This window comes from Lentisphaerota bacterium (assembly GCA_016873675.1).
Classification (GTDB): Bacteria; Verrucomicrobiota; Kiritimatiellia; order RFP12; family JAAYNR01; genus VGWG01.
Genome location: VGWG01000046.1, coordinates 1 through 22,643 on the forward strand (window position 1 = coordinate 1; position 22,643 = coordinate 22,643).

General features: G+C 64.0%; 15 protein-coding genes, 1 tRNA gene and 1 pseudogene. 15 read left to right on the forward strand and 2 right to left on the reverse strand.

Annotated features, from left to right (window positions below):
- The first annotated feature begins 278 nt into the window (after positions 1-278).
- Positions 279-596: a glycoside hydrolase gene (locus tag FJ222_07350; GenBank protein MBM4164241.1), complete on the forward strand. Its 318-nt coding sequence runs from the start codon at positions 279-281 to the stop codon at positions 594-596.
- Between the two features lie 61 nt (positions 597-657).
- Here FJ222_07350 and smpB read toward each other — a convergent pair whose 3' ends face one another.
- Together smpB and FJ222_07360 are read right to left on the reverse strand one after the other, a co-directional pair.
- A complete protein-coding gene (smpB, locus tag FJ222_07355; GenBank protein ID MBM4164242.1) occupies positions 658-1,128 on the reverse strand; it encodes an SsrA-binding protein SmpB in 471 nt (156 codons plus the stop codon).
- Positions 1,129-1,205: 77 nt separating this feature from the next.
- Positions 1,206-1,358, reverse strand: coding sequence for a hypothetical protein (locus tag FJ222_07360; GenBank protein ID MBM4164243.1), 153 nt, complete (start codon positions 1,356-1,358; stop codon positions 1,206-1,208).
- Between the two features lie 279 nt (positions 1,359-1,637).
- Between FJ222_07360 and FJ222_07365 the strand changes: the two genes are divergently transcribed.
- The 14 genes and pseudogenes from FJ222_07365 to FJ222_07430 all read left to right on the forward strand — a co-directional run.
- Positions 1,638-6,287 carry a hypothetical protein gene (locus FJ222_07365; GenBank protein MBM4164244.1) on the forward strand — a complete coding sequence of 1,550 codons (4,650 nt, stop codon included), beginning with the start codon at positions 1,638-1,640 and terminating at the stop codon, positions 6,285-6,287.
- A 90-nt stretch (positions 6,288-6,377) separates the two neighbouring features.
- Complete coding sequence (locus tag FJ222_07370; GenBank protein ID MBM4164245.1) at positions 6,378-7,154, forward strand: CAAX prenyl protease-related protein; 777 nt, start codon at positions 6,378-6,380, stop codon at positions 7,152-7,154.
- 36 nt (positions 7,155-7,190) lie between these two features.
- A complete protein-coding gene (locus FJ222_07375; protein MBM4164246.1) occupies positions 7,191-7,901 on the forward strand; it encodes a hypothetical protein in 711 nt (236 codons plus the stop codon).
- Positions 7,902-7,925: 24 nt separating this feature from the next.
- Positions 7,926-8,831 carry a hypothetical protein gene (locus FJ222_07380; GenBank protein MBM4164247.1) on the forward strand — a complete coding sequence of 302 codons (906 nt, stop codon included), beginning with the start codon at positions 7,926-7,928 and terminating at the stop codon, positions 8,829-8,831.
- A gap of 193 nt (positions 8,832-9,024) precedes the next feature.
- Positions 9,025-10,521 carry a DEAD/DEAH box helicase gene (locus FJ222_07385; protein MBM4164248.1) on the forward strand — a complete coding sequence of 499 codons (1,497 nt, stop codon included), beginning with the start codon at positions 9,025-9,027 and terminating at the stop codon, positions 10,519-10,521.
- 130 nt (positions 10,522-10,651) lie between these two features.
- A pseudogene (locus FJ222_07390) lies at positions 10,652-10,746 on the forward strand (YgcG family protein).
- 95 nt (positions 10,747-10,841) lie between these two features.
- Complete coding sequence (locus tag FJ222_07395) at positions 10,842-11,567, forward strand: MotA/TolQ/ExbB proton channel family protein (GenBank protein MBM4164249.1); 726 nt, start codon at positions 10,842-10,844, stop codon at positions 11,565-11,567.
- A gap of 13 nt (positions 11,568-11,580) precedes the next feature.
- Positions 11,581-11,994 carry a biopolymer transporter ExbD gene (locus tag FJ222_07400; protein ID MBM4164250.1) on the forward strand — a complete coding sequence of 138 codons (414 nt, stop codon included), beginning with the start codon at positions 11,581-11,583 and terminating at the stop codon, positions 11,992-11,994.
- A 38-nt stretch (positions 11,995-12,032) separates the two neighbouring features.
- Positions 12,033-16,796 (forward strand): DUF4159 domain-containing protein, encoded by a 4,764-nt coding sequence (locus FJ222_07405; protein ID MBM4164251.1) that lies wholly within the window; start codon positions 12,033-12,035, stop codon positions 16,794-16,796.
- 70 nt (positions 16,797-16,866) lie between these two features.
- A tRNA-Val gene (locus FJ222_07410) sits at positions 16,867-16,943 on the forward strand.
- Between the two features lie 108 nt (positions 16,944-17,051).
- Positions 17,052-17,726: a hypothetical protein gene (locus FJ222_07415; protein ID MBM4164252.1), complete on the forward strand. Its 675-nt coding sequence runs from the start codon at positions 17,052-17,054 to the stop codon at positions 17,724-17,726.
- A 327-nt stretch (positions 17,727-18,053) separates the two neighbouring features.
- Complete coding sequence (locus FJ222_07420; GenBank protein ID MBM4164253.1) at positions 18,054-18,656, forward strand: thioredoxin family protein; 603 nt, start codon at positions 18,054-18,056, stop codon at positions 18,654-18,656.
- A 419-nt stretch (positions 18,657-19,075) separates the two neighbouring features.
- Entirely contained in the window at positions 19,076-21,379 is a 2,304-nt protein-coding gene (locus FJ222_07425; protein ID MBM4164254.1) for a hypothetical protein, read from the forward strand.
- A gap of 177 nt (positions 21,380-21,556) precedes the next feature.
- On the forward strand, positions 21,557-22,643 hold a 1,087-nt coding region (locus FJ222_07430; GenBank protein ID MBM4164255.1), incomplete at its 3' end, for a hypothetical protein.

Genomic DNA, 22,643 nt, shown 5'->3' on the forward strand with positions numbered 1-22,643 from the left:
ACCGACGAAACCGGCACTCTATAGGATGGCGCCGGGCGGAAGGGCGTGCCCGTTTGCGCCCCCTGACCACCCCAAAGCCCCCTCACTGTCGAAAAACCGCCTGTTTTCGGCCTTTTCTGGCGACTGGTCCATGGCTGCGGAGCGCGTGTAGGCGCAGGTTATCGGCGGCGACGCTCCTTAGGCGAGGATTTGGGAAACATAATTTCCCTTGACGGTTCGATGTCCAGAGAATACTATGCGCTCGTACCTTGCGTTGCGCGAATGTCTTCCGTATTCACATGGTACCCCAACGAAAGAGGAGGCCTGACATGGCAAGAACAAAAACAACCAAGACCCGCCGCGTGGTTTTCTCCGTGCAGGCCGATCCGGAATCCATCGTTTACCTGGCTGGTTCGTTCAACAACTGGGATCCCCTGGCCAAAGAGATGACCGACAAGAAGCATACCGGCATCTTTTCAGCAGCCGTGATGCTGCAGCCCGGGACGCACGAGTACAAGTTCGTGATCAACGGCACCTGGTGCGTCGATCCCACCAACAGCGACTGGACTCAGAACAGCCTTGGGACGCTGAACAGCGTGCTCGTCGTGGATCCGTGATCGACGTCTGAAACCTGCGCGTGCAGAACCGACGAAGGCGGTTGTGCACGCGCCACCGCCGTCAACCCTGCGTCATCGCGCGCCTGGCGTCGAGGTCGGCCTCGCGCCGGCGGACGGTTTCGCGTTTGTCCTGCTGGTTCTTGCCGCGGCAGACGCCGATCTCGACCTTGACGAGGCCTTTCGGTGTGAGGTAGAGCCGCAACGGAATGAGCGCCAGCCCCTTCTGCTCCTGTTGGACCTGCAGTTTGCGGATCTGCCCCTTGTGCATCAGCAGGCGCCGAGTCCGCAGGGAGTCGTGATTGCGGCGGTTGCCAAACGCATAGGGCGGAATCGTCACCTGATGCAGGAAGAGCTGGCCGTTGGAGGCCTTGGCATACGACCCGGACAGGCCCGCCTCGCCGTTGCGAACCACCTTGACCTCGGTCCCCATGAGCGCGAGACCCGCTTCGAACTTCTCCAGCACGGCGTACTCGTGCAACGCCTTGCGATTGACGGCCAGATTGCCGCCGCGCCTGTTTTTCTCATCGGCCATGGCTCATCAGCTCCACGGACTGCCGCTCACGGGACTGGCCGTGGAGGAGATGCGTCGTTCCCGCTCCGGCGCCGGTCTCAGTGCGTTGACGCGAATTTCACCTGAATCTTCTGCCGCCGCGCAATGGCGTCAAAATCGACCTCGGCAATAATCATGCCCTCGGCAATCTCACGCAAGGCGACATCCAATTTATCCTCGTCTGTCGACTCGGGCTTGATGTACGGACGCATGCCGGCGTTCAACTGGCGCACCCGCTTCGAAACCAGGTTCACCAACACGGGCGCACAGGGAATACGGGCTTTTGCCTTCTCGAGCAGTTCAAGTTTCACGGTATCTCCTTGAAAAAAACGGAATGTCACTGTAACCCAGATGCCCTGTGTTCGTCAAGGGCGAATAATTGCAGATATAGTGCGTGCCTTTATGGGACGCGAGGGTCTATACTGTGCAGTTAAGGTGTGGCTAGCTTGTGCACGATTACTGGAGCCGCGAAAACCCTGAGGAAGTGCGCTATGTTTAATCTGAACGAGTCCTTTGCCGTCGGGAAGCTTCTTTCCCTCTGCGCCCTCGCCTGTTCGCTCCTGCTGGGAGCCGTCTCCGGAGTCCGTGCGGATGATCCTGCGGCCGCGCGGTTCCGGGGCCCGTTGACCTACGACTTCGGCGTGACCAACGTCACGTGGGAGGCCGCGACACCGGAGTACAGCTTCGTCACCTTCGACCTGTCCTGGTCCTATTCCTGGCGGCTGAAGTGGACGGAACCGGCCAAGACCAGCGTGACCGGGAAGGACATCGAAATCGAGAACTGGGATGCCGCCTGGGTGTTCGTGAAGTTCCTGCCGGAAAAGGATTCCGAGAAAGCGAAAGAGCGCAACCACTGGCTCCACGCCACATTGGCGAGCGACTCGGGTGATCACGTCATGCCGGCCGGCGCGACGAATATGGTGAAAGTGTCCGACGACGGCAGCTGCGGCATGGGACTGTTCATCTTCCGCGATGCCATCGGGCACGGCCGTAACGATTGGAAAGGGATCAAACTGCGCTGGATGCACCCGCCTTCGCTCGGAAGCTCCGGCGCGGCAAGCGACGCCACGTTCGATCCCGCCAAGGCGGCCATTGCCGTGCATGCGATCGCGATGGTGTATGTGCCGGAGGGGCCGTTTAAAGTCGGGTTGGCGAAGAAATCGGGTTTATCGCCGTTCGCAGACGGCCCGGACGTGCCCATCACGCAATATACTCACGATGTGGGGCTCAATGGAATCCCGGAGGGGCTCCGCACGATCATCGAGACGACCACCAGCAAGGACGGGGGGCCGTATCTGCAGTGGGATGCCGAACCGAGCAGTTCCCGCTTTACGGATGGTGGATGGAGGGGTGGACCCATGATTCCGTTTCTGGTGGACGCGGAGTGGAACGGCCCGTTGACGGAAGGGACGCGGGCGCGCCGAATCGGGCCCGTCGCGGGCCAACTCTGGAGCACACACACGTTTACTGAACGGGGTGGCGGCGGCGGTTGGTTCGGCAGCAATATTGGCGGGACCGAACCGTTGAACGACGACTACCCCACCGGTTATGAGTCGTTCTATTGCATGAAATACGCTTTGACGCAGGGACAGTACGTGGACTTTCTCAATTCGCTTCCGCCGGATGTGGCAGCCGGTCGCGTCATTCTCTCACGCGGTATCAGCGACACATCGGGAGGGATGGATACCCACGAAGTCAAGGTCGATCAAGGCCCCGGTTTCCAACCCTACACCGTGATCGAGAGAGGCGGCTGCACGATCACCTCGTCAGCGGATATTCCCGTGAAGATTCCAATGGGGGCGGATCTGACCGACACCAGTGGGGAAGCGCGGACGGGGACCGACGCTCGCAGCAAGGACTTGGGCGCCTCAATTCTGAAGGCCTTTGATGGGGAACAGGATGACGAGGCCAGGGCAGGCGGCAGCACAGTGAAAGAACCCACGATGCAACGGCCCGTCTATTCGGCAAGATGTCCGTTTCGCAGATGCGTTGGCGTCGACGGAGCGGACACGCGCGCGTACGCCGTGTGGGCCGGCTTGCGGCCGATGTCGGAACTGGAGCGACTCAAGGCAGAGACTGGGGGGCGCGATCCTTCAGCACCCGATGATCCGGGGTTGACCGAACTCGACCTGGACGGGCCTCCCGTCATGCTGGACCTGGGTTTGCCCACGGAACGCTTTGCCAAAGGGGATTCGCACTATGGCTGCGATCTTGCCACGCGGGTCGGTTGTCGCGCTACGCCAACCAGCGATCGGGGAGCCGCGCTGGCCACCTATTGGGGTATCTCGGAAATGAGCGGGCCCGCGATACCGCTGACCAGCCGCCAGTTCCGGGGAACGCATGGCGATGGCACGATGCCTGCCGGCACCCCGGGCGCGCCTTTCAAAGTGGAGCTTGTCGAGTTCAAAGAAACGCCTGGTGACTGGCCTGTTTGGCCTCAATACAATCCCCGCCATATCAGATCGCTGTGCCGGCTTGTGGCATCTGCGGACACCCGGATTCGTCCCGAAGCCACGCCGGGGCAAGGCCGGATCAAGAAACCCGTTCGGACGCCGACCGAACCCGTTGTTTCCGCCGAGGCCGCACAGCCGGTCAGCCAGCCGCCGCAGGCCGACACCATCAAAGTCACCAACGTCAAATGGGAAGCCGGCGCCAAGGACTTCAGCACGGTCTCGTTCGATCTGGCCTGGAACAACTCCTGGCGGGCCAAGTGGGATGAGCCGGCGGAGAAGAACGTGACCGGCAAGCCGATGACCGTCGAGAGCTGGGATGCGGCCTGGGTGTTCGTGAAATTCCGGCCTGCCGGGGCGAAAGACACCCTGCATGCGACGCTCGCCGTCCAGTCGGATGAGCATCGGGTTCCGGCCGATGCGAGCCTGGACGTCGGCGCGACGGATGACGGCGATCGGGGCGTCGGGGTGTTCATCTACCGCAAGGCTGCGGGTGTTGGCGCAAACGACTTCAAGGGTATCCAATTGCGCGTGATACATGCGGGCGATCAGGCCCCCGACAAGACGGCACAGGTGAGCGTGCATGCCCTGGCGATGGTGTATATTCCCGAAGGTCCATTCGCGTCGCGGAGCCCGTGGGGCCACGCGCTGACGGTCATCACCACGCCGAAAGCGACGCAACCGGGCGGCCATCTGGAGTCAGGGCCGATGACGGTGCCGCTCAGCGACGATTGGCCGAATGGGTACACGGCGTACTACTGCATGAAGTACTCGATCTCGCAGGGGGAATACGCCGACTTCCTGAACTCCATACCGTCGTTGAAATACAATGGCGGACGCTATGCGTTGCTGGCGATGGAAAACCGCCCCTTCCATAACCAAACGTTATACAATTTCAACGGCTATACCATCCGGACAAATGCGGCTGGCGTGTACCGATCCGATGTGCCGGACCGGCGCTGCAACCTGCTCTCGCTACCCGATATTCAAGGCTTCACAGCGTGGGCGGGACTGCGTATGCCGACCAATCTGGAGTATGAAAAAGCCTGTCGCGGGCCGCGCGCCGTTGCCACTGGCGCCGAGGCGTGGATGCCGGCAACGTGCGCCCCGGCGGCGGGCATCGACAAATCAGTCCTGAACGAGCCGACGGCCATGGGGCCCGGACCGTCCTACTGGGGCATTCGTGAACTGAGCCTGAGCGGTTGCATTCAGGAGTGGCCATCGCTCATGCACAACGAGCCGGCCGTTATCAATGCAAAACGGGACAGGGTGCTGAAAATCACCTGGGTTCACGGCATTGGTTCGGCCAGTATTCCGGAGAATTGGCCCCCCACCACCGGGGAGTGGTACTACCAAGGTAGCTGGCGCCTCTGGTCGTATGGCACGATGGGCCACTGGGTCGCGGCCGATGAGCTCAACCGGATGCAGTATGGTCGGATCGACGGGGGCCGAACCGGCCGCTACGGCGCGCGCGCCGTGCGGACCGCGCCGGTTCAGGTCGATCCCAATGCGATGCTTCAGATCGACGAGCTGCCGAGGATGGCGGGTGCGGATGTCGGCGTTTTTCACCTCACGGGCCGGTTCAACAACACGGGTGACCGGCCGCTCAACCTGGAGCTGGCTATTCCGATTCCCGATGTGTGCTTCCTGGATGGACCGGCTTCACGTGCATTCACGGCGGCACCCAAAGCCGTAACGCCATTCAAGATCACACTGGCATTGACCTACAAGAACTTGATGACCGGCGGGATTCGCGGTGCCACGCTGCTCCCGGTTCAGCTTCAGGTTAAAGATGGCAAGGTGCTGCAGAAGCTCCAGGTTCCGATCCAGATGGGACCACTTACGGGGGCGCGGTTGCCGGTGCTCAGCTCGGTCCAGGTTGGCGAAGTGGCCGTGCGGATCACGAATGCCACCGAGCGCGCCTGTGCGGTGGCGGTGCGCCTGTCGCCGGTGGGCGTCACGCTGGACACGACCGCCACGAATGTTTCGGTGGCGGCCGGGTCGGGTGCCCATCTCGTTTTTGCTACGCCCCGACAGGCATTTACCAATCAAGGCCCGTTCCGGATACCCTACGGCATCACCGTTGCATCGGCCGATCCGCAAAACGGCGAGGCCGTCGTGGACTTGCGCACAGAAACCCGTTGGTGGATCACCAAGCGGGTCAAGAGCAGGCCCAAAGCGGGCGCGCTCGACGAGGGTCCCATCGGCGGGTCCGATCCGGGAAGCGCACTGCCCGGCTTGGATGATCTAGTCGCTTATGACCGCGCTGTTTTCAAGGCCAGCAAACCGCCGAAGGACTGGACACCGCTGACCTGCGGCGCGAGTCTCGTATTCGGTAAAGACGCCGATCTGCCATCGCATGGGTCCGCCATGCTGGCAGCGACGCGCGTGGAGACGCCGGTGGACCGGGATGCGGTTTTGAACGTTCAGCATATAACCAAATCGGGGTTTACTATCACGGTTTGGGTCAACGATGCGATTGTGCTCAAGCAGGGTGGCAGCACCGGTATCAACGAGACCAAACCGTTTACCCTTCACAAGGATGGAAACACGTTGATGTTCGAGTGTCGGTCGCGAGAAAGCGGAGTCATCAAGCCTGGGACGCTTAATTTGCAATTCAGCGGCGCTACAGACGGAAAGCCGATTAACGATCTGCTGTTCGACATTGAGAACGTCCCTGTTGGACTCTGAGAGATCACGTCGTGCGCGCGTGGATGGCGACACGCGCGCGACGATCGATAGCGGCAAACGCCTCGCGGACGAATCAACGATGGGACGTTTATGATGGCTGGCAGCGACCAACCGGCGGAACGGAATTTGGCGCGTGGACACGCCGCGCCATTTCTGGTGTGGGTCGGGTGCATTGCGGTGCTGGCGGCGGCGGAGCGGCTGTTCCCTCTCCCGGCACTGGTACAACCGTGGGTTTATGCGGTTAAGTCGGCAGCCTGTGCGGCGTTGTTTCTGTGGTGGCGTCCATGGCGGATCTATCCGGCGATGCGCCTCCGAAACGCGCTGTGGGCTGTGGCGGCGGGGCTGGCCGTGGCGGGGCTGTGGGTGCTGCCCGAAACGGTGTGGTTTGGACAGGCGTTCCCATCGGCGCAGGCGTTCTACCACCGCTGGCTGATCCTGATGCCCGGCGTCTATCCCGACTATTATGATCCCGCGAGGTTCCCCCTGCTGCCACCGGGTTTTGCAGGTTCGATCTACGATCCGGCGGTCTGCGGATGGGGGCTGTCCCTCGCTCGACTGGTCGGTTCGGCCCTCGTGATTGCGGTTATTGAAGAGTTTTTCTTTCGCGGGTTTCTCTACCGCTGGCTCCGTCAGGAGGCGTTCTGGAAAATCCCCCTGACCCGCTGGGACCTGTCAACGTTCTGGATCGTCGTGCTGGTTTTCGGAATCGAGCATGACCGCTGGCTCGCGGGGATGGCGGCGGGCGCGGTTTACGGGCTGCTGGCGGTGCGCACGGGCGACCTCTGGGCCGCCGCCCTGGCGCATGGGCTGACCAATCTTGCGCTCGGAGCCTACGTGCTGCTTTGCGGTCGCTACGGTTTTTGGTAAAGTACACGATTCATTTTTACGAAAGGGGACGCAAGTATGGCGGCGATGGCGAAGCTGAATCGGGAGTATGCCCTCAGGATGCTGGGCGTCGGCGCGCTGATGTTCGGCCTGGCCGGATGGTCGCTCTATGACGGTCTGGTCGGCTATCCGAGACTGAACGCCCGATACGCGGAAATCCGTCCGGGACTGATCGGCCTCGCGATGACTGCAGGCGAGCTGACCAAGCCCGCAGGCGATGATCGCGTCTCCGTGTATGAGCGCGCCTTTCTGGAAAAAGGGCTCAAGGCACCCAATGCCACGCTCTCCAAACTCAAAGCGCTCAACGAACAGGCGCGCAGCCAGCAGGCACCCGAGGGTCAGGCCGACCGCTTCCGCGAGCAGCAGGTCGAGGCGGCGCGGTCCATGCTCGACAAGCCCGCGCGCAGCGAGCATGAGATACAATCTCAGTTTGTGATGGCACTCCTTGCGACGCTCGCGACGCTCGCGGCGTGTGCCGCAGTCGGTTTCAAGGCGAAACGGTGCTTCACGGCAGACGACGCCGGACTGAGGGGATTTGCGGCGGATGTGATCGCGTATGACGCCGTTGCGTCGGCCGACTGGAAGCAGTGGGATGAAAAACGGATCATTCGCTTCAGCCTCCGGGACGGCCGCAGGCTGAAGCTCGACGGCTGGCATTTCACCGGCGCCGAGGCGGTCGTGGAGGAACTGCTGCGGCGACGCCCCGAGTTGAAACCGGAAAAAGGTTAACCATCAACGCGATTGGTTGTGCGCATGGCGACGGGCGAGACATCGGATTACGAACTTCTGGACAGCGGTGCGGGGCGCAAGCTGGAGCGCTTCGGCAGCGTCACGGTGTCGCGTCCCTGCGCACAGGCGGTCTGGAAGCCCCGCCTGGATCCGCATGCGTGGGAGCGCCGGTCGACAGCCGCCTTTGACCGCGAGGAGGGAAACCAGTGGCACAACCGCGGCGCGCTCCCCGAGACGTGGACAATCATGATCGACGGACTTTCCTTCCGTCTGTCGGGGACCAACTTCGGACACCTCGGCATCTTTCCCGAGCAGCGGGCGCAATGGGCGTGGATCCGTTCGCTGATTGCCGCCACCCAGCCGCCGCCTGGCACAGGCCCCGTATCCGTTCTCAACCTCTTCGCCTACTCGGGCGGGGCAACGCTCGCAGCCGCGCACGCTGGCGCGGAGGTCTGCCATCTGGACGCATCCAAGGGCATGGTGCAATGGGCGCGCGAGAACGCGGAAATCAACGGCCTCGCCCGGCATCCGATCCGCTGGATTGTCGACGACACCCACAAGTTCCTGACCCGCGAGATCAAGCGCGGCCGGCGCTACGACGCCGTGATTCTCGATCCGCCGACCTTCGGTCGCGGCCAGAACGACGAGATCTACAAAATCGAGCGTCATCTCCCCGAAACGCTGGCCCTGTGCCGCCAAGTCCTGAGTGACCGGCCGCGCTTCATGCTTCTCAGCGCCCATACGCCCGGCTTCTCGCCGGTGGTGCTGGCCAACGTCCTGACTCAGGCGGTCAGCGGGCTGGGCGGCGGCATCGCCTCGGGCGAGATGCTCCTCACCGGCGCACACCACGTGCTGCCACTTCCCAGCGGTGCCTTCGCGCGATGGGATGCCAGAGCCGCCGAGGCGCTCGATTCCCCGCTTTCGGATTGACATTCCCAGAGAACCTGCTAAATTACCGCCAATTGCACGGTGCTTGGCGATTCTTCCCCGTGCCGTCCTGTTCCGCCGCCTCAGGCTTAATCTGCGGATTCTGTGCCGGTCTTTTGAAGAATTCTCATCCGGGCCAGAATAAACTGAGGGAGTGATCATGGATCAGGAAGACGGGTGTCAGAGTGGTGTCGGCATGGACGATGTATCCCATGCGGATGAGGCGGGGACCTTCGCCGCCTTTAAATTTTCAGACAAGATTCGCAAGGGCGTTGAGGCCGCCGGGTTCAAGGTGCCCAGTCCGGTGCAGCGCGATGCGATTCCGTATGTGCTGGCCGGCCGTGATCTGATCGCTCAGGCGCAGACCGGCACGGGCAAGACCGCGGCGTTCGCCCTGCCCGCCATGCAGCGGATGACCCTGGACCGGGGGATCGAGTTGCTGGTCATCACGCCCACCCGCGAACTGGCGACACAGGTCAGCGGCGAAATCCACCGCCTGGGGCGCTTTGCCGGCGTGGAGACCGGCACGGTGTATGGCGGACAGTCCTACGGCGTCCAGCTCCGTATGCTGGAACGGGGCGTGCACGCCCTGGTGGCCACGCCCGGCCGCCTGCTCGATCTGCTCCGTTCCGGCAAGCTGGCCGGCATGCGTCCGTGGATGGTGGTGCTGGACGAGGCCGACGAGATGCTCGATATGGGCTTCCTGGACGACGTGAAGGAGATCCTGTCGCATGTGAAGGAGGAACACCAGACGCTGCTCTTTTCGGCGACGATGCCCGACCCGATCCGACGCCTGGCCGAAAAGTTCATGCGTGATCCGATCTCGGTGCGAACCGTCGAGGACCAGGCGGCGACCAAGGCAGACATCCGGCAAGTGTATCACGTGATCGCCGAGAGCGAACGCGAAGTCGCGCTGGTGCGGCTGCTGGAGTCGCTGCGGCCGCGCAAGGCCATCGTCTTCTGCCGGACCCGCGAGGAGACCGACCGGCTGCAGGAGGCGCTGAGCAGCCACGGCTTCGGCGCGCGCGCGCTGCACGGCGACATGGAGCAGCGGCAGCGCAACACCGTGATGAGCGGCTTTCGGCAGGGATCGAGCGATATCCTCGTGGCAACCGACATCGCCGCGCGCGGCCTCGATGTTCCCGACGTGTCGCATGTCTTCAACTACCACCTGCCGTTCGATGCCAAGGGCTACGTCCATCGCATCGGGCGGACCGGCCGCGCCGGCAAGAAGGGGACGGCGATCACGCTGGTCACCCCGCGGGAGTTTGAGACCATCAAGCGACTCGAACGGGGGATCGGCGCCAAGCTCGAAGGGCAGCCCGTGCCCAGCCTGAAGCAGTTGCGAGTGAATCGCCGCGCCCTCCTCTCCGAGGCGCTCGAGAATCAGGCGATCTCTCCCAACGGGCGGGTGCTGGTGCTCGAACTCATCGCCAGCGGTGCGGATCCGGTTGATGTGGCCGCCAAGCTGGCGTCCAAGATTCTGGACCAGCACGCGGAATCGGGACCCGAGACCATCGGCCTGGCCCAAACGCAGCTCGACCAGCTCCGCCGGCAGCAGGGACGCGATTACGGCGGCCGGGATCGTCGGGGCGGCGGCCCGCCGCCCCGTTTCCAGCGCGGCGGCGGCAGAGGCGGCGATGGCCGCGGAGGACGTCCCCCGCAACGCCCCGGCGCGGGCCGTCCCAAATGACCTCCCTTCCACAAGGGATGAGCTCGTATTGATCTTCTGCCTGGCGCTGTTCGTGATTGTGATCGCCGCGTTGTGCTCTCGCCAGAGCGGAAGAACCTATGGCAGCCGCGGATCCGGCGGCTTGTACTGGGGCGGCTGGCGGGCGGCGGCTTCCGGGGGGGCGGCGGCGGTTTTTCGGGCGGTGGGGGCGGTTTTTCGGGCGGTGGGGCATCCGGCCGTTGGTAGGAAACTGGCATCGCGTCTCGTGGACCACCGGCGACGTGGCCGTAGCCGGACGTGGCACTTTAAATGCTGTTGAGTTTTTCAAAGTGAGGCGTGATATGGCACCTATGAGAATCAACGCGGTGTGGGCGGCGGCCGCCGGCGTGCTGGCGGCCGGATCGGCTTGGGCGCAGGGTGCGGCGGCGACGACGGCGAACACCGGCCAGAGCCTCGAGGAGCTGTTCGAACGGGGCGGCCCGCTGATGTGGCCGATCCTGCTGTGCTCGGTGGTGATGGTGGCATTCATCTTTGAGCGGTGGATCGGATTGCGCCACAGCCGGATCTTTCCGTCCAAGCTCCATGAGCGGCTCGTCGGGCTGGCCCGCGCAGGCCGCCTGGAGGAGGCGCTGGAGGCCTGCCGGACCGGACGCTCGGAGTTTGCGCGGCTCGTGGGCGGCGGCCTGGCGCGAGCCGAGTCGGGCGGCTTCGAGATGGAGGCGGGCCTCGAGGAGGAGGGCGGCCGCGTCCTCTACAACCTGCGCAGCAATTGCAAGCCGCTGGCCATCGTGGCCGATGTCGCGCCGCTCCTCGGCTTGATGGGCACCGTGACCGGCATGATCAAGGCGTTTGACGTGGTGGCCAAGTCCAACGCCCTCGGCCGGACCGAACTGCTGGCCGAGGGCATCAGCGAGGCGCTCCTCACCACGGCGTTCGGCATGGCGGTCGCCGTCCCGTCCGTCATCGTCTACCATGTCTTCCGCATCCGCGCCGAGAACCTGTTGCGCGAAATGGAAGACGCCGCGCTCGAGATCGTGGCGGCCATGCGCAAGGGACTGAAGCGGTAACCGGAGGTGCGACATGCGCGCATTATGCCAGGATGACGAGGGCAGCGGCGTGCGCATTGCGCCGTTGATTGACATCGTGTTCCTCCTGCTGATCTTCTTCCTCGTGGCAACCACCTTCTATGAGGCCGAAAAGGACATCACCATCCGCCTGGCACCCGCGACCGAAGGGGGCGAACGAGCCAAACTGCCCGATCTGCTCATCGTGAACGTCAGCGAGGCGGGCGCGATCGTGGTGAACCAGCGTATGCTGACCCTCGACCAGCTCGACGGTCTCTTCGCCGAAGCGCAACGCCAGCACGGCAGCGTCTCGGTGGTGATCCGCTGCGACAAGCGGTCGCGGCATACCGATTTCGTGAAGGTGCTCAACGCCTGCGAGAAGGCGAAGATCACGCAGGTCTCCGTGGCGACGTTTCAGACCGATGAGTAGAGCGGCCCGCGGTGCGACGGTCACCGAAGGGAGGACGTGTGGCGACGGAACAGCGGACAACGGGACGGTTGAACCGGCTCGCCCGGCGCGCGCTGCTGGGCGCGTGCCTGGTGTGCGCCGCAACCGGCCGCGCCGCGCTGTTCGACTCCCGCGGTCATTACGGGTTTGTCTCCCTCGGCGCGGACGAGGCCCCCGGCGCCACCGCGTTCTCGGCGCGCGTGGAAGGCCCTTCCGGCTCGGGGGACGTGCGCCGCGTGCTCGCCCGGCCGGCCGGCGGCGGCTGGCAGATTTTCGTCGGCGGATGGCCCGCTGCCGCGCAGGGACTGTCGGACCTCGTGCTGTGCGCGCAGGGCGCCTCCGGCACGCGCGAACTGCGCTTCCCGCAAACGGTGACGGCCGCGGCCGGCCGGATGGACGTGGCGCTGGTTATTGATGACTCGTTCAGCATGCGCAAGACCGATCCCGCCCGCCTGCGCGTCAACGCGCTCACCCGCTTTGCGCGCATCGCCGCCAGCCGCGGGGCCGTGCGCACCCTCTCGGTCGTGGCGTTTGACCGGCGTCCGCGTTTGCTCCTCCCCCCCACCCCGCCCGCCGATACCGCCCCCTTCGAACAGGCCATGGCGGGGCTGGTCGCGCGCGGCCCGACCGATCTCGATGCGGCGTTCGTCCTGGCCGGCCAGACCCTCGCCACCCTCTCCGACTCCCGCAAAATCGTCGTGGTGCTGTCGGACGGCCGAGACGAGCCGGGCCGCTATGACGACGCCCATCGCCGGTTCGCGGCCTCGCGCATCCCGGTCTATACCGTCGGACTCTCCCCGCTGGCCGACAGCAATACCCTGGATCGCATCGCCCGCGATACCGGCGGGATGTATTCATTTGCGCCCGATATGACCCGCCTGGAGGCGATCTTTCAGGAAATCGTGCTGGCGATCCACCCCTCGGTGACGATCGGCGCCTGGGACCTCACGGCGGCCGATGCCGACGTTCCGGTTGACGACAGCGTGCGCCTGCTGACACTGACGCTGACCGACGACGAGGATGTCCAGGCCGTCATCACACCCCCGGACGGCGGAGCGGCAGTGGCGTTGCGGTCGGCCCGCGCGAGCGACGCCCTCGCCGAGCGGTATGCCCCCGCTCGCGGTCTGTGGCACGCCACAGGACTCGGCGCCTTGACGGCGACCGCCGAAAGCGATCTGGAACTCGTGCTGTTCCCGCGTGTGGGCGTGGCAACCGACGCCGTGCCCCAGGTGGTGGCGGCGCTGGTCCTGCGCGAAGGCGATGCGATGATCCGCGATTGCGACGTGTCGCTGATCACCGGCACGGGCGGCGCTCAGCAGAAGCTCGAATGGAACGAACGGGGCTATTTCGAGGGTTTTGTCGTTCCGTCCGGCGCAGGCCCGGCGGTCTGGCAGGCAACGGCGCGGGGTGTCACCGGCGCCGGCCTTCCCTTTCAACGCATCGCCGTCCAGAGGCAGCAGGTGGCACCGATGCGGCGTGACGCGCTCTGGGTGCAGCCCAAGCCGGTGGTTCTCGAACTCGACCCCGGTTGCACGGTCACGGGACGGGTGGTGATCGCGGGACGCGGACGCTTCACCGCCGATGTGCAGGGGTTCGGCGCGGACGTGTCGCTGCTGCAGAGCGGCGGAGAAATCCCCGAGGGACGTCAGCTCGAACTGGGACTGGCGGTGACGGCGGGCCCTGACGCGCGTCCCGGCGCGACCACCGGTCAGGTCGTGGTGGCCGTCGGCAAGCTACCCCGCGCTGCGGTGAGTGTCTGCGTGCGCATCCGCGCGCCGCCGATTGCCGTCGGCCCCAGGGAGCTGGCGTGGCATGATGTCGCGCCGGGACAGGCGGTGACCGGAACGGTGTGGGCCGTGGCGCGGTCCGCCGACCGCGCTTGCCGCGTGCAGGCGGTGGCGCTGGGGTTTGACGGCCGCTCCGGCGGCGTTCGCGACGTGACGCTGGGGGTCGAAACCACACGCTGGCAGATGGTGATCGGAACTGCGGGCATCGGCTCCACCACCCAGCTCACCGGCCGGGTCGCGGTCAGTTGGGGCTGGGATACCGTCGAGGTCCCCTGGACGGTGCGGGTCGTCGTTCCGGAACCCGAAGTCATTCCCGAGCCGGAACCGGAGCCGGAGCCGGCGGTGGTCACCGATCCGGAGCCGGAATCGGAACCCGAACCGGTCATCGAACCGCCGCAGCCCGAACCGGATCCAGCTCCGGAAGTTGCGCCGCCGGCCCCATCCGCCGCCGAACCGGCGGCCGTCACCCCCGCGCCAGCCGGAGATACCCATGCGTGGCGGATGACGGGGGTGCTCATCCTCCTGTTGATTCTCCTGTACCTGCTGTGGCGGATGACGCGAGGCGACGAAAACCGGCTCGCCAAGTATTTTGCCGCCAGTCTGGTCATGCATATACTGGTGTTTCTGTTGTGCCTGGATCTGCTGTTGCAGACGCGGGTGGTGACCCTGGATCAAATCTCGCCCACGCTGGCGGTGACGATCGGATCGCTCGAGGAGAAGCTGGGGTTCTCGCTGGCGCCCGCAGCCGGCGCCGTCGCCGTGAAGGACACGCAGGCCGAACTGGACGTACAGGCCAGGGCGGACCTGTCGCTTGCGGCGTCCGAGGCGCGCACCGCGGCCGATCTCGCACAACCCGATCTCAGCGCGAGCGCCGTGGCGGCAATGGAGGCGCAGACGCGCGAGCGGACGCCCGACCCGCTGGAGCGGCAGGCCGAAGAGGCGGCCAAGCAAGCCCTTCAACCCGATACGCCCGCCGAGAAGCAACCCGAAGTCGCCGCCAAACGGCGCGAATCGGAACAAACCGTTGAGCACGCGCGTGTGTTCGAAGCCACGCGCGCAACGGCTGTTCAGCGGCACGCGACAGAACGCCGTGAGATGCAGGTGACGCTGCCGCAGCATGGCGCAGAGGTTCAGGACGTCGCTGTTGCCCCCACACCGCTCAAACGACAGGCCGCCGCCGCGTTGCACGCCACAGAATCGGCTGAGCGTGAACTGGCGCCGACCGCTGAGGCGAGTCCTGAAGACCTCCGGCAGGCGTCGGCCAAACACGCAGAACGGGTGGCGCAGGCCGATGCTGCACGATCGGTGGATCGGCAACGGGCCGTGACTGATGGCGGCGCGGCACAACGGAAGACGGCAACGGCGATCAGCGTGGCGGCCGGCGCCAACGCGCGACAGCCAGAGGCGGCGACGGTCGCACTGGCGCGTGTCGCCTCCGCTGCCGCCTCACCCGAAACCGCGCGCCCGGAGAGTTTTGGATCCGAACGGCAGGCGGCGGGCCCCGCCGCGGTGGCTGCGGAGGCGGTCGCGCTGGCGGCCGGTACGCAGCGCCGCGACGCACCCGCCGCGACGCCGGCCGGAAGCGAACCGGCAGCCGCCACAGTCGCCCGCGCGGCGGAAGCGGCTGGCGGCGCGGCGCGGCGGAAAACGTCAACGGCGATCAGCCTGACGGCCGCAGCCGACGCTCACCGGCCGGAGGCGGCGCGAGACGTCGGAATCGCCCTTCCCAAGAGGACGGGCCAGCCGCAGCGTGGCCAGAACGGCGCCGGCGATCTGGCCTTGAAGGGCGGCAGCGGCGGTCCGGTCACGGTTTCGGCGACGCTGGCCCTGGCGCAATACGGCGGTGACTGGGATTGCGCGCGGACAGCGATGATGTTTTTAAGCCACCAGCTTCGTGAGCGGACCGGCATGTCGCTGATGGCTGGAGACATCGTCGTGCGGCTCGATCAACCCGAGCTGCACCGGCTGCCGTTCGTATATCTGACCGGCCATAATGATTTTCGTTTCACGGACGCGGAAGTGCGCAACCTGCGCGACTACCTGCAGAAAAACGGACACCTGTGGGCCGATGACTCGACGCACTACCGCGACGAGACCTTTGACCGGGCCTTCCGGCGTGAAATCGCGCGGGTGCTTCCGGGCGCGGTGATCGAACGGCTGGGCGCCGATTTCGACGGCTGGCGCACCGGTTACGACCTGACCCGCGGCTACAAGGGCTACGCCATTCCGCCGGGAGACAAATACCGCGAGGACTACATCGAGGGGATACGGATCAACGGACGTGTCGCCGTGGTCTACACGCGCAACGATTATGGTGACGGCCTCAACATCGATCCCCACACGCAGCCGCTCAAGGATTCACTCACCAGCCTCAGTCCGGCGGAAATGCAGGAAGGGGCGACGCGGATGGGGGTCAATCTCGTCCTATACTTCCTCAGTCAGCACGGCGGGATTGATGTGACGTTTATGGACAAGGCTTCGGGAGGCATGCGCCGCGCGTCCGACCCGTCAGACGCACGGCCGCCTGCGGGCCCAACCCGTCCGATCAGCGGGGCCGGTCAGGCAGCGGCATGGGTTCGCGAGGAATGGGGCGATGCGGCGGAAGGCGTTGAGGCCGACGGACGACTCGTGGTGCGGTTCCAGGTTGGAAGCAAGGAAAAGACGGTGTTTGGCCGCGTGTGCGATCCGGCGCTCGCCGTGCGCGTGGGCGACACGTTGCTGGTTGACGTGGAGAGCCGCCTCACGTGCGGCACGCGCGTGGCGCTCGGGCTCGACGCAGGCGGCCGCTATTTTGAGACGGCGCCGTTTTACATCAAGCCCGGCCGCAACACCGCGTTCTTTGCCTGCTCAGACAAGACCTTTAAGAGCGCCTTGACGGACTGGGAATACCGCGACTCCCTCCCCCTCCCCACCGAGGTTGGCAAGATCAACGTGCTGATCTACTCGCCCGCAGGCGGCGAACTGCGATTCAGCAACTTTCGGATCGTGGCGCAGTGATTGGCTGTCGGGGGATTGGCTTGCAGGTCCCCGTCGAGTATGGTATTTTCTTACCCCCTGCCGACGACGGGGGCGGTTAACTCAGTTGGTTAGAGTACCTGGTTTACACCCAGGCTGTCGGGAGTTCGAGTCTCTCACCGCCCACCACTTCAAACCCGTGTAAATCGTTGATTTCATGGTTTTACCTTTATAAGCAGCGTCTCTCCCATGTCTGTGAGGAGAAAATCATTATCCGGTTCAGTCATTTAACGTATAATGACACTCATGAGGGGTGGCAGTCTTATGGAATGGGTGCTCAGCGAGGCGAATAACCGGTTGCGGCAGGCGTGCCGATTGGCGGTGGCGGGTGCGCTGGTGGGTGCGGCAGTCCCGGTGGCGGCTGAAACCGGCGAACGGGTGCGTCTGATCCCCGAGCGTGACGCAGTGGTGCCCGGCACGACGTTCTCGCTGGCGGTCGAATTGCAGAGCCGACCGGGGTGGCACACGTATTGGCTGAACCCGGGTGACTCGGGACTGGCGCCGACGCTGCGCTGGCGCCTGCCGGACGGGGTACGCCTGGCACGCGTGTGGTTTCCCACCCCCGAGCGGTTCGAAGAGTCCGGGATGGTCACGTTCGTCTATACAGACCGGGTGTGGTTGCTGGTCGATTTCGTGACCGATGAGACGCTGGCGGGCGCGGAGCGTGTGGAGGTCGGCGTCACGGTCGATTGGATGGTCTGCCTCGAGATATGCATGCCGCTGCAGAGCGAGGCTTCGGTCAGCTTGGGCGTGGTTACCTCAGAACCTGCGCCGGCGGCCGACGAAACGGCGGCCGAGTTTGCGCACTGGCGGGCCAGGCTGCCCAAGCCTGCCGATGAGTGGGTTGTCCAGGCGCAGGCCGAACGGGGGGGCTCACTGTGCGGATTCAACCGCCTGATGGCATCGCGCTGACGGACGCCGCGTGGGGTCGGGCTCAATTCTGCGCCACTCGAAACGGGGCGCTTGACTTACAGGCGGCGCCACGGTGGCGGCGCCACGGCGCCGCTTGGTCGGCTCTCCTCCGCGCCGGCCCCAATCCGTTCAAAACGGGCGATGTGGTCGAAGGCATCTTGGTTTTTCCCTCAGCAGGGTCTCGAAGCAAGGCGGTTGACCACGCGTGGACGATCCATGCCACGGTCTCGCGCGCCCCCTGACACGACGGACCATTGCGGCTTGTGGCGGTCGGGCTGCCCTTCTCGACTGCGACAGAGAAAACCAAGGGCGAAAAGGAGGTCATCCATGAAACAGGGAATCATGCGGGCCGCTTGGCTTGCTGTTGCGGGATTTTCGGTGTGCGGATGGGCGCAGGAGGCTGTCAAGCCGGCCCCCGATTTCACCCTGAAGGACATCGCGGGAGCGGAGCACAGCCTTGCTGCCTCCAAGGGGAGTTACGTCGTGTTGGAATGGACGAACTTCGACTGTCCCTTCGTGCGCAAGCACTATGAGACCGACAACATGCAGGCCCTTCAAAAGACCTACACGGAAAAGGGCGTGATCTGGCTGACCATCTGCTCTTCGGCACCGAACAAACAAGGGCACCTGACCCCCGAACAGTGGGCGGAGCGTGTCACGCAATATAAAGCGGTCCCGACCGCGCTGCTCCTCGATGCCGACGGCAAGGTGGGCAAGCTCTACGGAGCCAAGACCACACCGCAGATGGTGATCATCAACCCTGAGGGCAACGTGATTTACACCGGCGCCATCGACGACCAGCCCAAGCTCGAGCGCGAGAAGATGAAGGACGCGGTCAACTACGTGAAACAGACGCTTGATGCCGCGATGGCCGACAAGCCTGTCGAGGTCTCCGCGACAGCGCCTTACGGTTGCTCAGTGAAATACTGAATCGCTCCGTATATAGCTCGGCAAGCGATCCATCAAGGGCAAAAAACCTTACGTCTAAGGAGTGCCGCATAGGGGTGTGGCGGCTGTTTGCCTTTTGGGCTTGCGTACTCGTGAATGCATCTGGGGGATGTGTAGACTGCTGGCGGCACAATTCTAGTAGTCAGGCGAGCCGATTGATAACATAACACGTTTATTAGTAACGATTTAAAAATTAAGTACAGCTAAAAGTGTAAGTTGGTCTGTTCCATGCTATACCAGTCATTTTGAGATTGAGATGTATTTTTGCGTTGGATTTTGTGAGCTCGTGAAGGCCAATTCAAGACGAGACGCGTCGTCTATTAGGCTGGGCGCTGGGGACTGGGGTCGCTTGTTGATCGGATATCTCGTGGCTGATTGCGGATTCTGGAAAGGAGCGGGTTATGACGTTGCGGCGTAGGGCTTGCGGGTCTTCCAAAGGGGCGATCATACTGGTTTGTGGATTGATGCTGGGCGTGGGAGGCGCGTTGGCGCAGGAGGCCAAAACATCCACGCCAGTTGTGCCGGCAACCGCCAAGGGTGCGGCGGTGAATGATGCCAAGATCGAAGCGGTGCAGGCCGACCAGGAGGATGAAGAGGACGCTCTGACCAATGCCGTGGTCGAGACGTCGTCGGCACGGGTGGTAGGGTTGCGGATCCAGAACGTGTCGGTGGAACCGCGCGACGATAAGACTGCTACGGTGACGTTCGACGTTTCCTGGACGAACTCCTGGCGTTGGGGGAATTTTTTCGATGCGGCTTGGGTGTTCTTCAAGGTCAAGCCCGAGGCTGCGACTGAGTGGCAACACGTGCGGTTGGCGGCGGATCAGGTGTTGAGCCCGACTGGCTATGGCCAGGAGAGTGGAACCCAGTTAGAGTTTGTTGTGCCGGGAGGCGATGACGGGTATACCGGCGTGTTCGTGCGTCGCGCGGGGGACGGGTTAGGCCTGGTGGATGCGCGGCGCGTCACGGCGATATGGGATTTCGGTGCGACACCGGGCGTTACAAGAGGCAACGTGGGCAAAGCCCCGATCAAGGCCATCGGGATTGAGATGGTCTTCATTCCTGAAGGGGCTTTCTTCGTCGGCCGCGGCAATGGTCCGATCGCCCCGTACCTCGGCAAAGGGTATGGCGGGATGGAGATTAACTGGCTTTACAAGCACAGCGGAAAGCCCTCGGATACGGCCATTTCTCTTCCGTTCAAGTTCAATATCGGTGATCTGTATACGTGGGGAGTCGGCGTGGCGAGGGAAGACCCCTTGCCATACCGGATCGAGAGCGAGGCCGCCATCCCGACCGGCAAGAAGAAGGGGGCGCTCTGGGCCGTGGACATCACGCCGGAAGACGGCGGTGAAATTTCAGCGGCTTTTCCCAAGGGCCATGCGGCGTTCTATTGCATGAAGCACGCCTATCCGACGGCCGCTCAGTATGCGGAGTTTCTCAATACACTGACCGCGGCTCAAGCGAAACCGCGTTTTTACGAGCAGGGTCATGGGATGGTGATTGAGCGATCGGGCGTCTCGCCGGATTTCACCTATGCCGCGCCCAAGCCCGACGAAAAGGTCCCGTGGATGTCTTTCACGGATGGGGCGGTTTTTGCGGCCTGGTCCGGGTTGCGGCCGATGACGGAACTGGAGTATGAAAAGTGCGTGCGCGGCCCGCGGCCGGCGATACCCAATGACTCTCTTCCCTCGTGCTGGGGCGTACAGGATGCCATGGCGCTGGGCATCTATGAACGACCGGTTTCGATCGGCAGTGCGGTGGGGCGCGGTTTCAAGGGCACCCATGGCCGTGGCGCGCCGGAACTGCCCGCCGACTGGCCGCCGGATATTCGCGGCGCCATCCTGCGCGGCGACTATTTCTTCGGCGGCAGTCACCAACCCGCGCACCTGCTCACCGGCGGGCGCGCGCCGGCGGTGTACGCGAACGCCGACCGGCATGGCGCAAATGATGCGGGGGGCGGCGGCCCCAGCTATGCGTGGACGTTTGCCGGCTGGCGTGCCGCGCGCACGGCCCCGGCTGGCGATACGGCCGTGGGCCCGGTCACCGGCGAGTTGGATCTGGAGCTGAAGCGTCCGGCGAAACTGGCCACCCCTTTCCAGTTGGACGGCTCACTGGATGAGTGGGCGGATGTCACGCCCGTGGCGGTCGCCGACAGCCCGGCATATTTCCATCCGATTCATGAGCGCTTCCCCGGGGATTTCACGGCCACCCCCTGGCGCGGGCCGCGTGATTTCAGCGCCAAGGCCTGGTTGGCGACGGACGGCGAGGCGCTTCTAGTCGCCGTCGAGGTGACCGACGACACGCACCTGAACGACCAGGTCGGCAAGGATATCTACAACGGCGATGCCCTGCAGATCGGCCTCGTGAACGCGGCCGGCACCCAGTGGAACGTGGGCGCGGCTCTGGCCGCCAAGGGCGTCGAGTTTCAGCAGTGGGATGGCCCGGACGAGACGTTACTTAAGAGCGCCACCTACGCCGTGAAGCGCGACGATGCGGCTGGCGTCACCCGCTATGAATTTCGTCTGCCGCTGGCCGATTTCGGGGTGGTTTCAGGGCAGGAGTGCAGTTTTTATTTTATCTTCTTTGACGGCGACGGGGCCCTTGATTGGCAAGGAAAACCCGTCGTTCACCGGATCCAGTGGGTTTCGGAGCGGACCGAGCCGTTTGTGCGCCGGAATTATCCGAAGTTCGTGATTGGCGATTGAGACGTCTGTTCTTGGTGGAGTGTCCGACCAGTCCGACCGGCAGGACCTGTCTGCTGGGTCTGATAAATCCGATAGAGAAAAGTTGTGAAGCCCGTGAAGAGACAATCGAGGAGCGAAATCTGGCGTCTAAGTTTGTCGGCAAGTCTTGCTTTTGCCTGGGGGATGCTTGGGACGGGCGTGGGAAAAGCCCAGGTGCAGATGGACGGTGTGAAGCAGCCGCGGCTGAGTCCGGCGGGGCTGCACGGCAATTTCAGCAATATCACCGTGATTCCGCGGGACGAGAAGTCGGCTATCGTCACGTTCGATATGGATTGGAGCGGCGCCTGGCGGCACGACGTGAACCACAGCGCTCTCTGGGTCTTTTTCAAGGTGCGGCTGGACGGAACGAGCGAATGGAAGCCGGTGCGGCTGGTTGCGGACAAGGTGATGAACCCGACCGGCTACGGGCAGGAAACGGGGGTCAAGCTTGACGTTCTGGTTCCCGACGGCGATGACGGGAACTACGGTGCCTTTGTCCGGCTGGCGGATCATGGTATGGGCACCGTGAAGGCCACCGGCATGACGGCGATTTGGGATCTGACAACCATGCCGGAGATCAAGAAGGACACCCGGATCGCGCTCAAGGTCTACGGGCTCAGGATGGTGTATGTGGCCGAGGGATCTTTTTACCTGGGCACAGGGGGCGACGAGACGTACGCATTCTATCAATACCCGCCCGAGAAAAAGCAGGCCGCGGAAAAGGAGCGCATTGGCGGGTCCAACGCCACGATGGTTGTCCGCGAAGCGATGGAGAGTACTGCCGACTTTCCGCCCTATCGCGTGACAAACTCCACCGCGATCCCGACGGGAAAACAGCTGGGCAAGCTCTGGGCGCGCGGGGCCGAACCGGAAGACGGCGGCGAGATCCCCGCCACGTTCCCCAACGGCTATAAGGCTTTCTATATGATGGACAGGCCGATTCCGCAGGCGGCGTTCGCGTATTTTCTCTGCTGGTTGCCGCCGGAGATGGCCGAGCGTTTCATGAACGGCGACGGCATGCAAGGGCCTGGTGGATGGTTCGGGAGGATTTACAAGACCAACGACGGGACCGACAATACCTACGCATTTACGCACGGGCGGCTCAAGAGCAGGTCCACGTGGTGGCTATCCTGGGAGGCTGGCGCGACGTTCGCGGCCTGGACAGGGTTGCGGCCGATGACCGAGTTGGAGCATGAAAAAGCCCTGCGCGGGCCGCGCTATCCCGTGGTCAACGAGGCGGCGCATT

Bases quoted from the DNA above. Each gene is read 5' to 3' on its own strand.
- FJ222_07360 (MBM4164243.1), bottom strand. From the start codon at position 1,358: ATGCGTCCGTACATCAAGCCCGAGTCGACAGACGAGGATAAATTGGAT.
- FJ222_07415 (MBM4164252.1), top strand. From the start codon at position 17,052: ATGACACTCATGAGGGGTGGCAGTCTTATGGAATGGGTGCTCAGCGAG.
- FJ222_07365 (MBM4164244.1), top strand. From the start codon at position 1,638: ATGTTTAATCTGAACGAGTCCTTTGCCGTCGGGAAGCTTCTTTCCCTC.
- FJ222_07375 (MBM4164246.1), top strand. From the start codon at position 7,191: ATGGCGGCGATGGCGAAGCTGAATCGGGAGTATGCCCTCAGGATGCTG.
- FJ222_07385 (MBM4164248.1), top strand. From the start codon at position 9,025: ATGGACGATGTATCCCATGCGGATGAGGCGGGGACCTTCGCCGCCTTT.
- FJ222_07380 (MBM4164247.1), top strand. From the start codon at position 7,926: ATGGCGACGGGCGAGACATCGGATTACGAACTTCTGGACAGCGGTGCG.
- FJ222_07425 (MBM4164254.1), top strand. From the start codon at position 19,076: ATGACGTTGCGGCGTAGGGCTTGCGGGTCTTCCAAAGGGGCGATCATA.
- FJ222_07420 (MBM4164253.1), top strand. From the start codon at position 18,054: ATGAAACAGGGAATCATGCGGGCCGCTTGGCTTGCTGTTGCGGGATTT.
- FJ222_07370 (MBM4164245.1), top strand. From the start codon at position 6,378: ATGATGGCTGGCAGCGACCAACCGGCGGAACGGAATTTGGCGCGTGGA.
- smpB (MBM4164242.1), bottom strand. From the start codon at position 1,128: ATGGCCGATGAGAAAAACAGGCGCGGCGGCAATCTGGCCGTCAATCGC.
- FJ222_07400 (MBM4164250.1), top strand. From the start codon at position 11,581: ATGCGCGCATTATGCCAGGATGACGAGGGCAGCGGCGTGCGCATTGCG.
- FJ222_07350 (MBM4164241.1), top strand. From the start codon at position 279: ATGGTACCCCAACGAAAGAGGAGGCCTGACATGGCAAGAACAAAAACA.
- FJ222_07395 (MBM4164249.1), top strand. From the start codon at position 10,842: ATGGCACCTATGAGAATCAACGCGGTGTGGGCGGCGGCCGCCGGCGTG.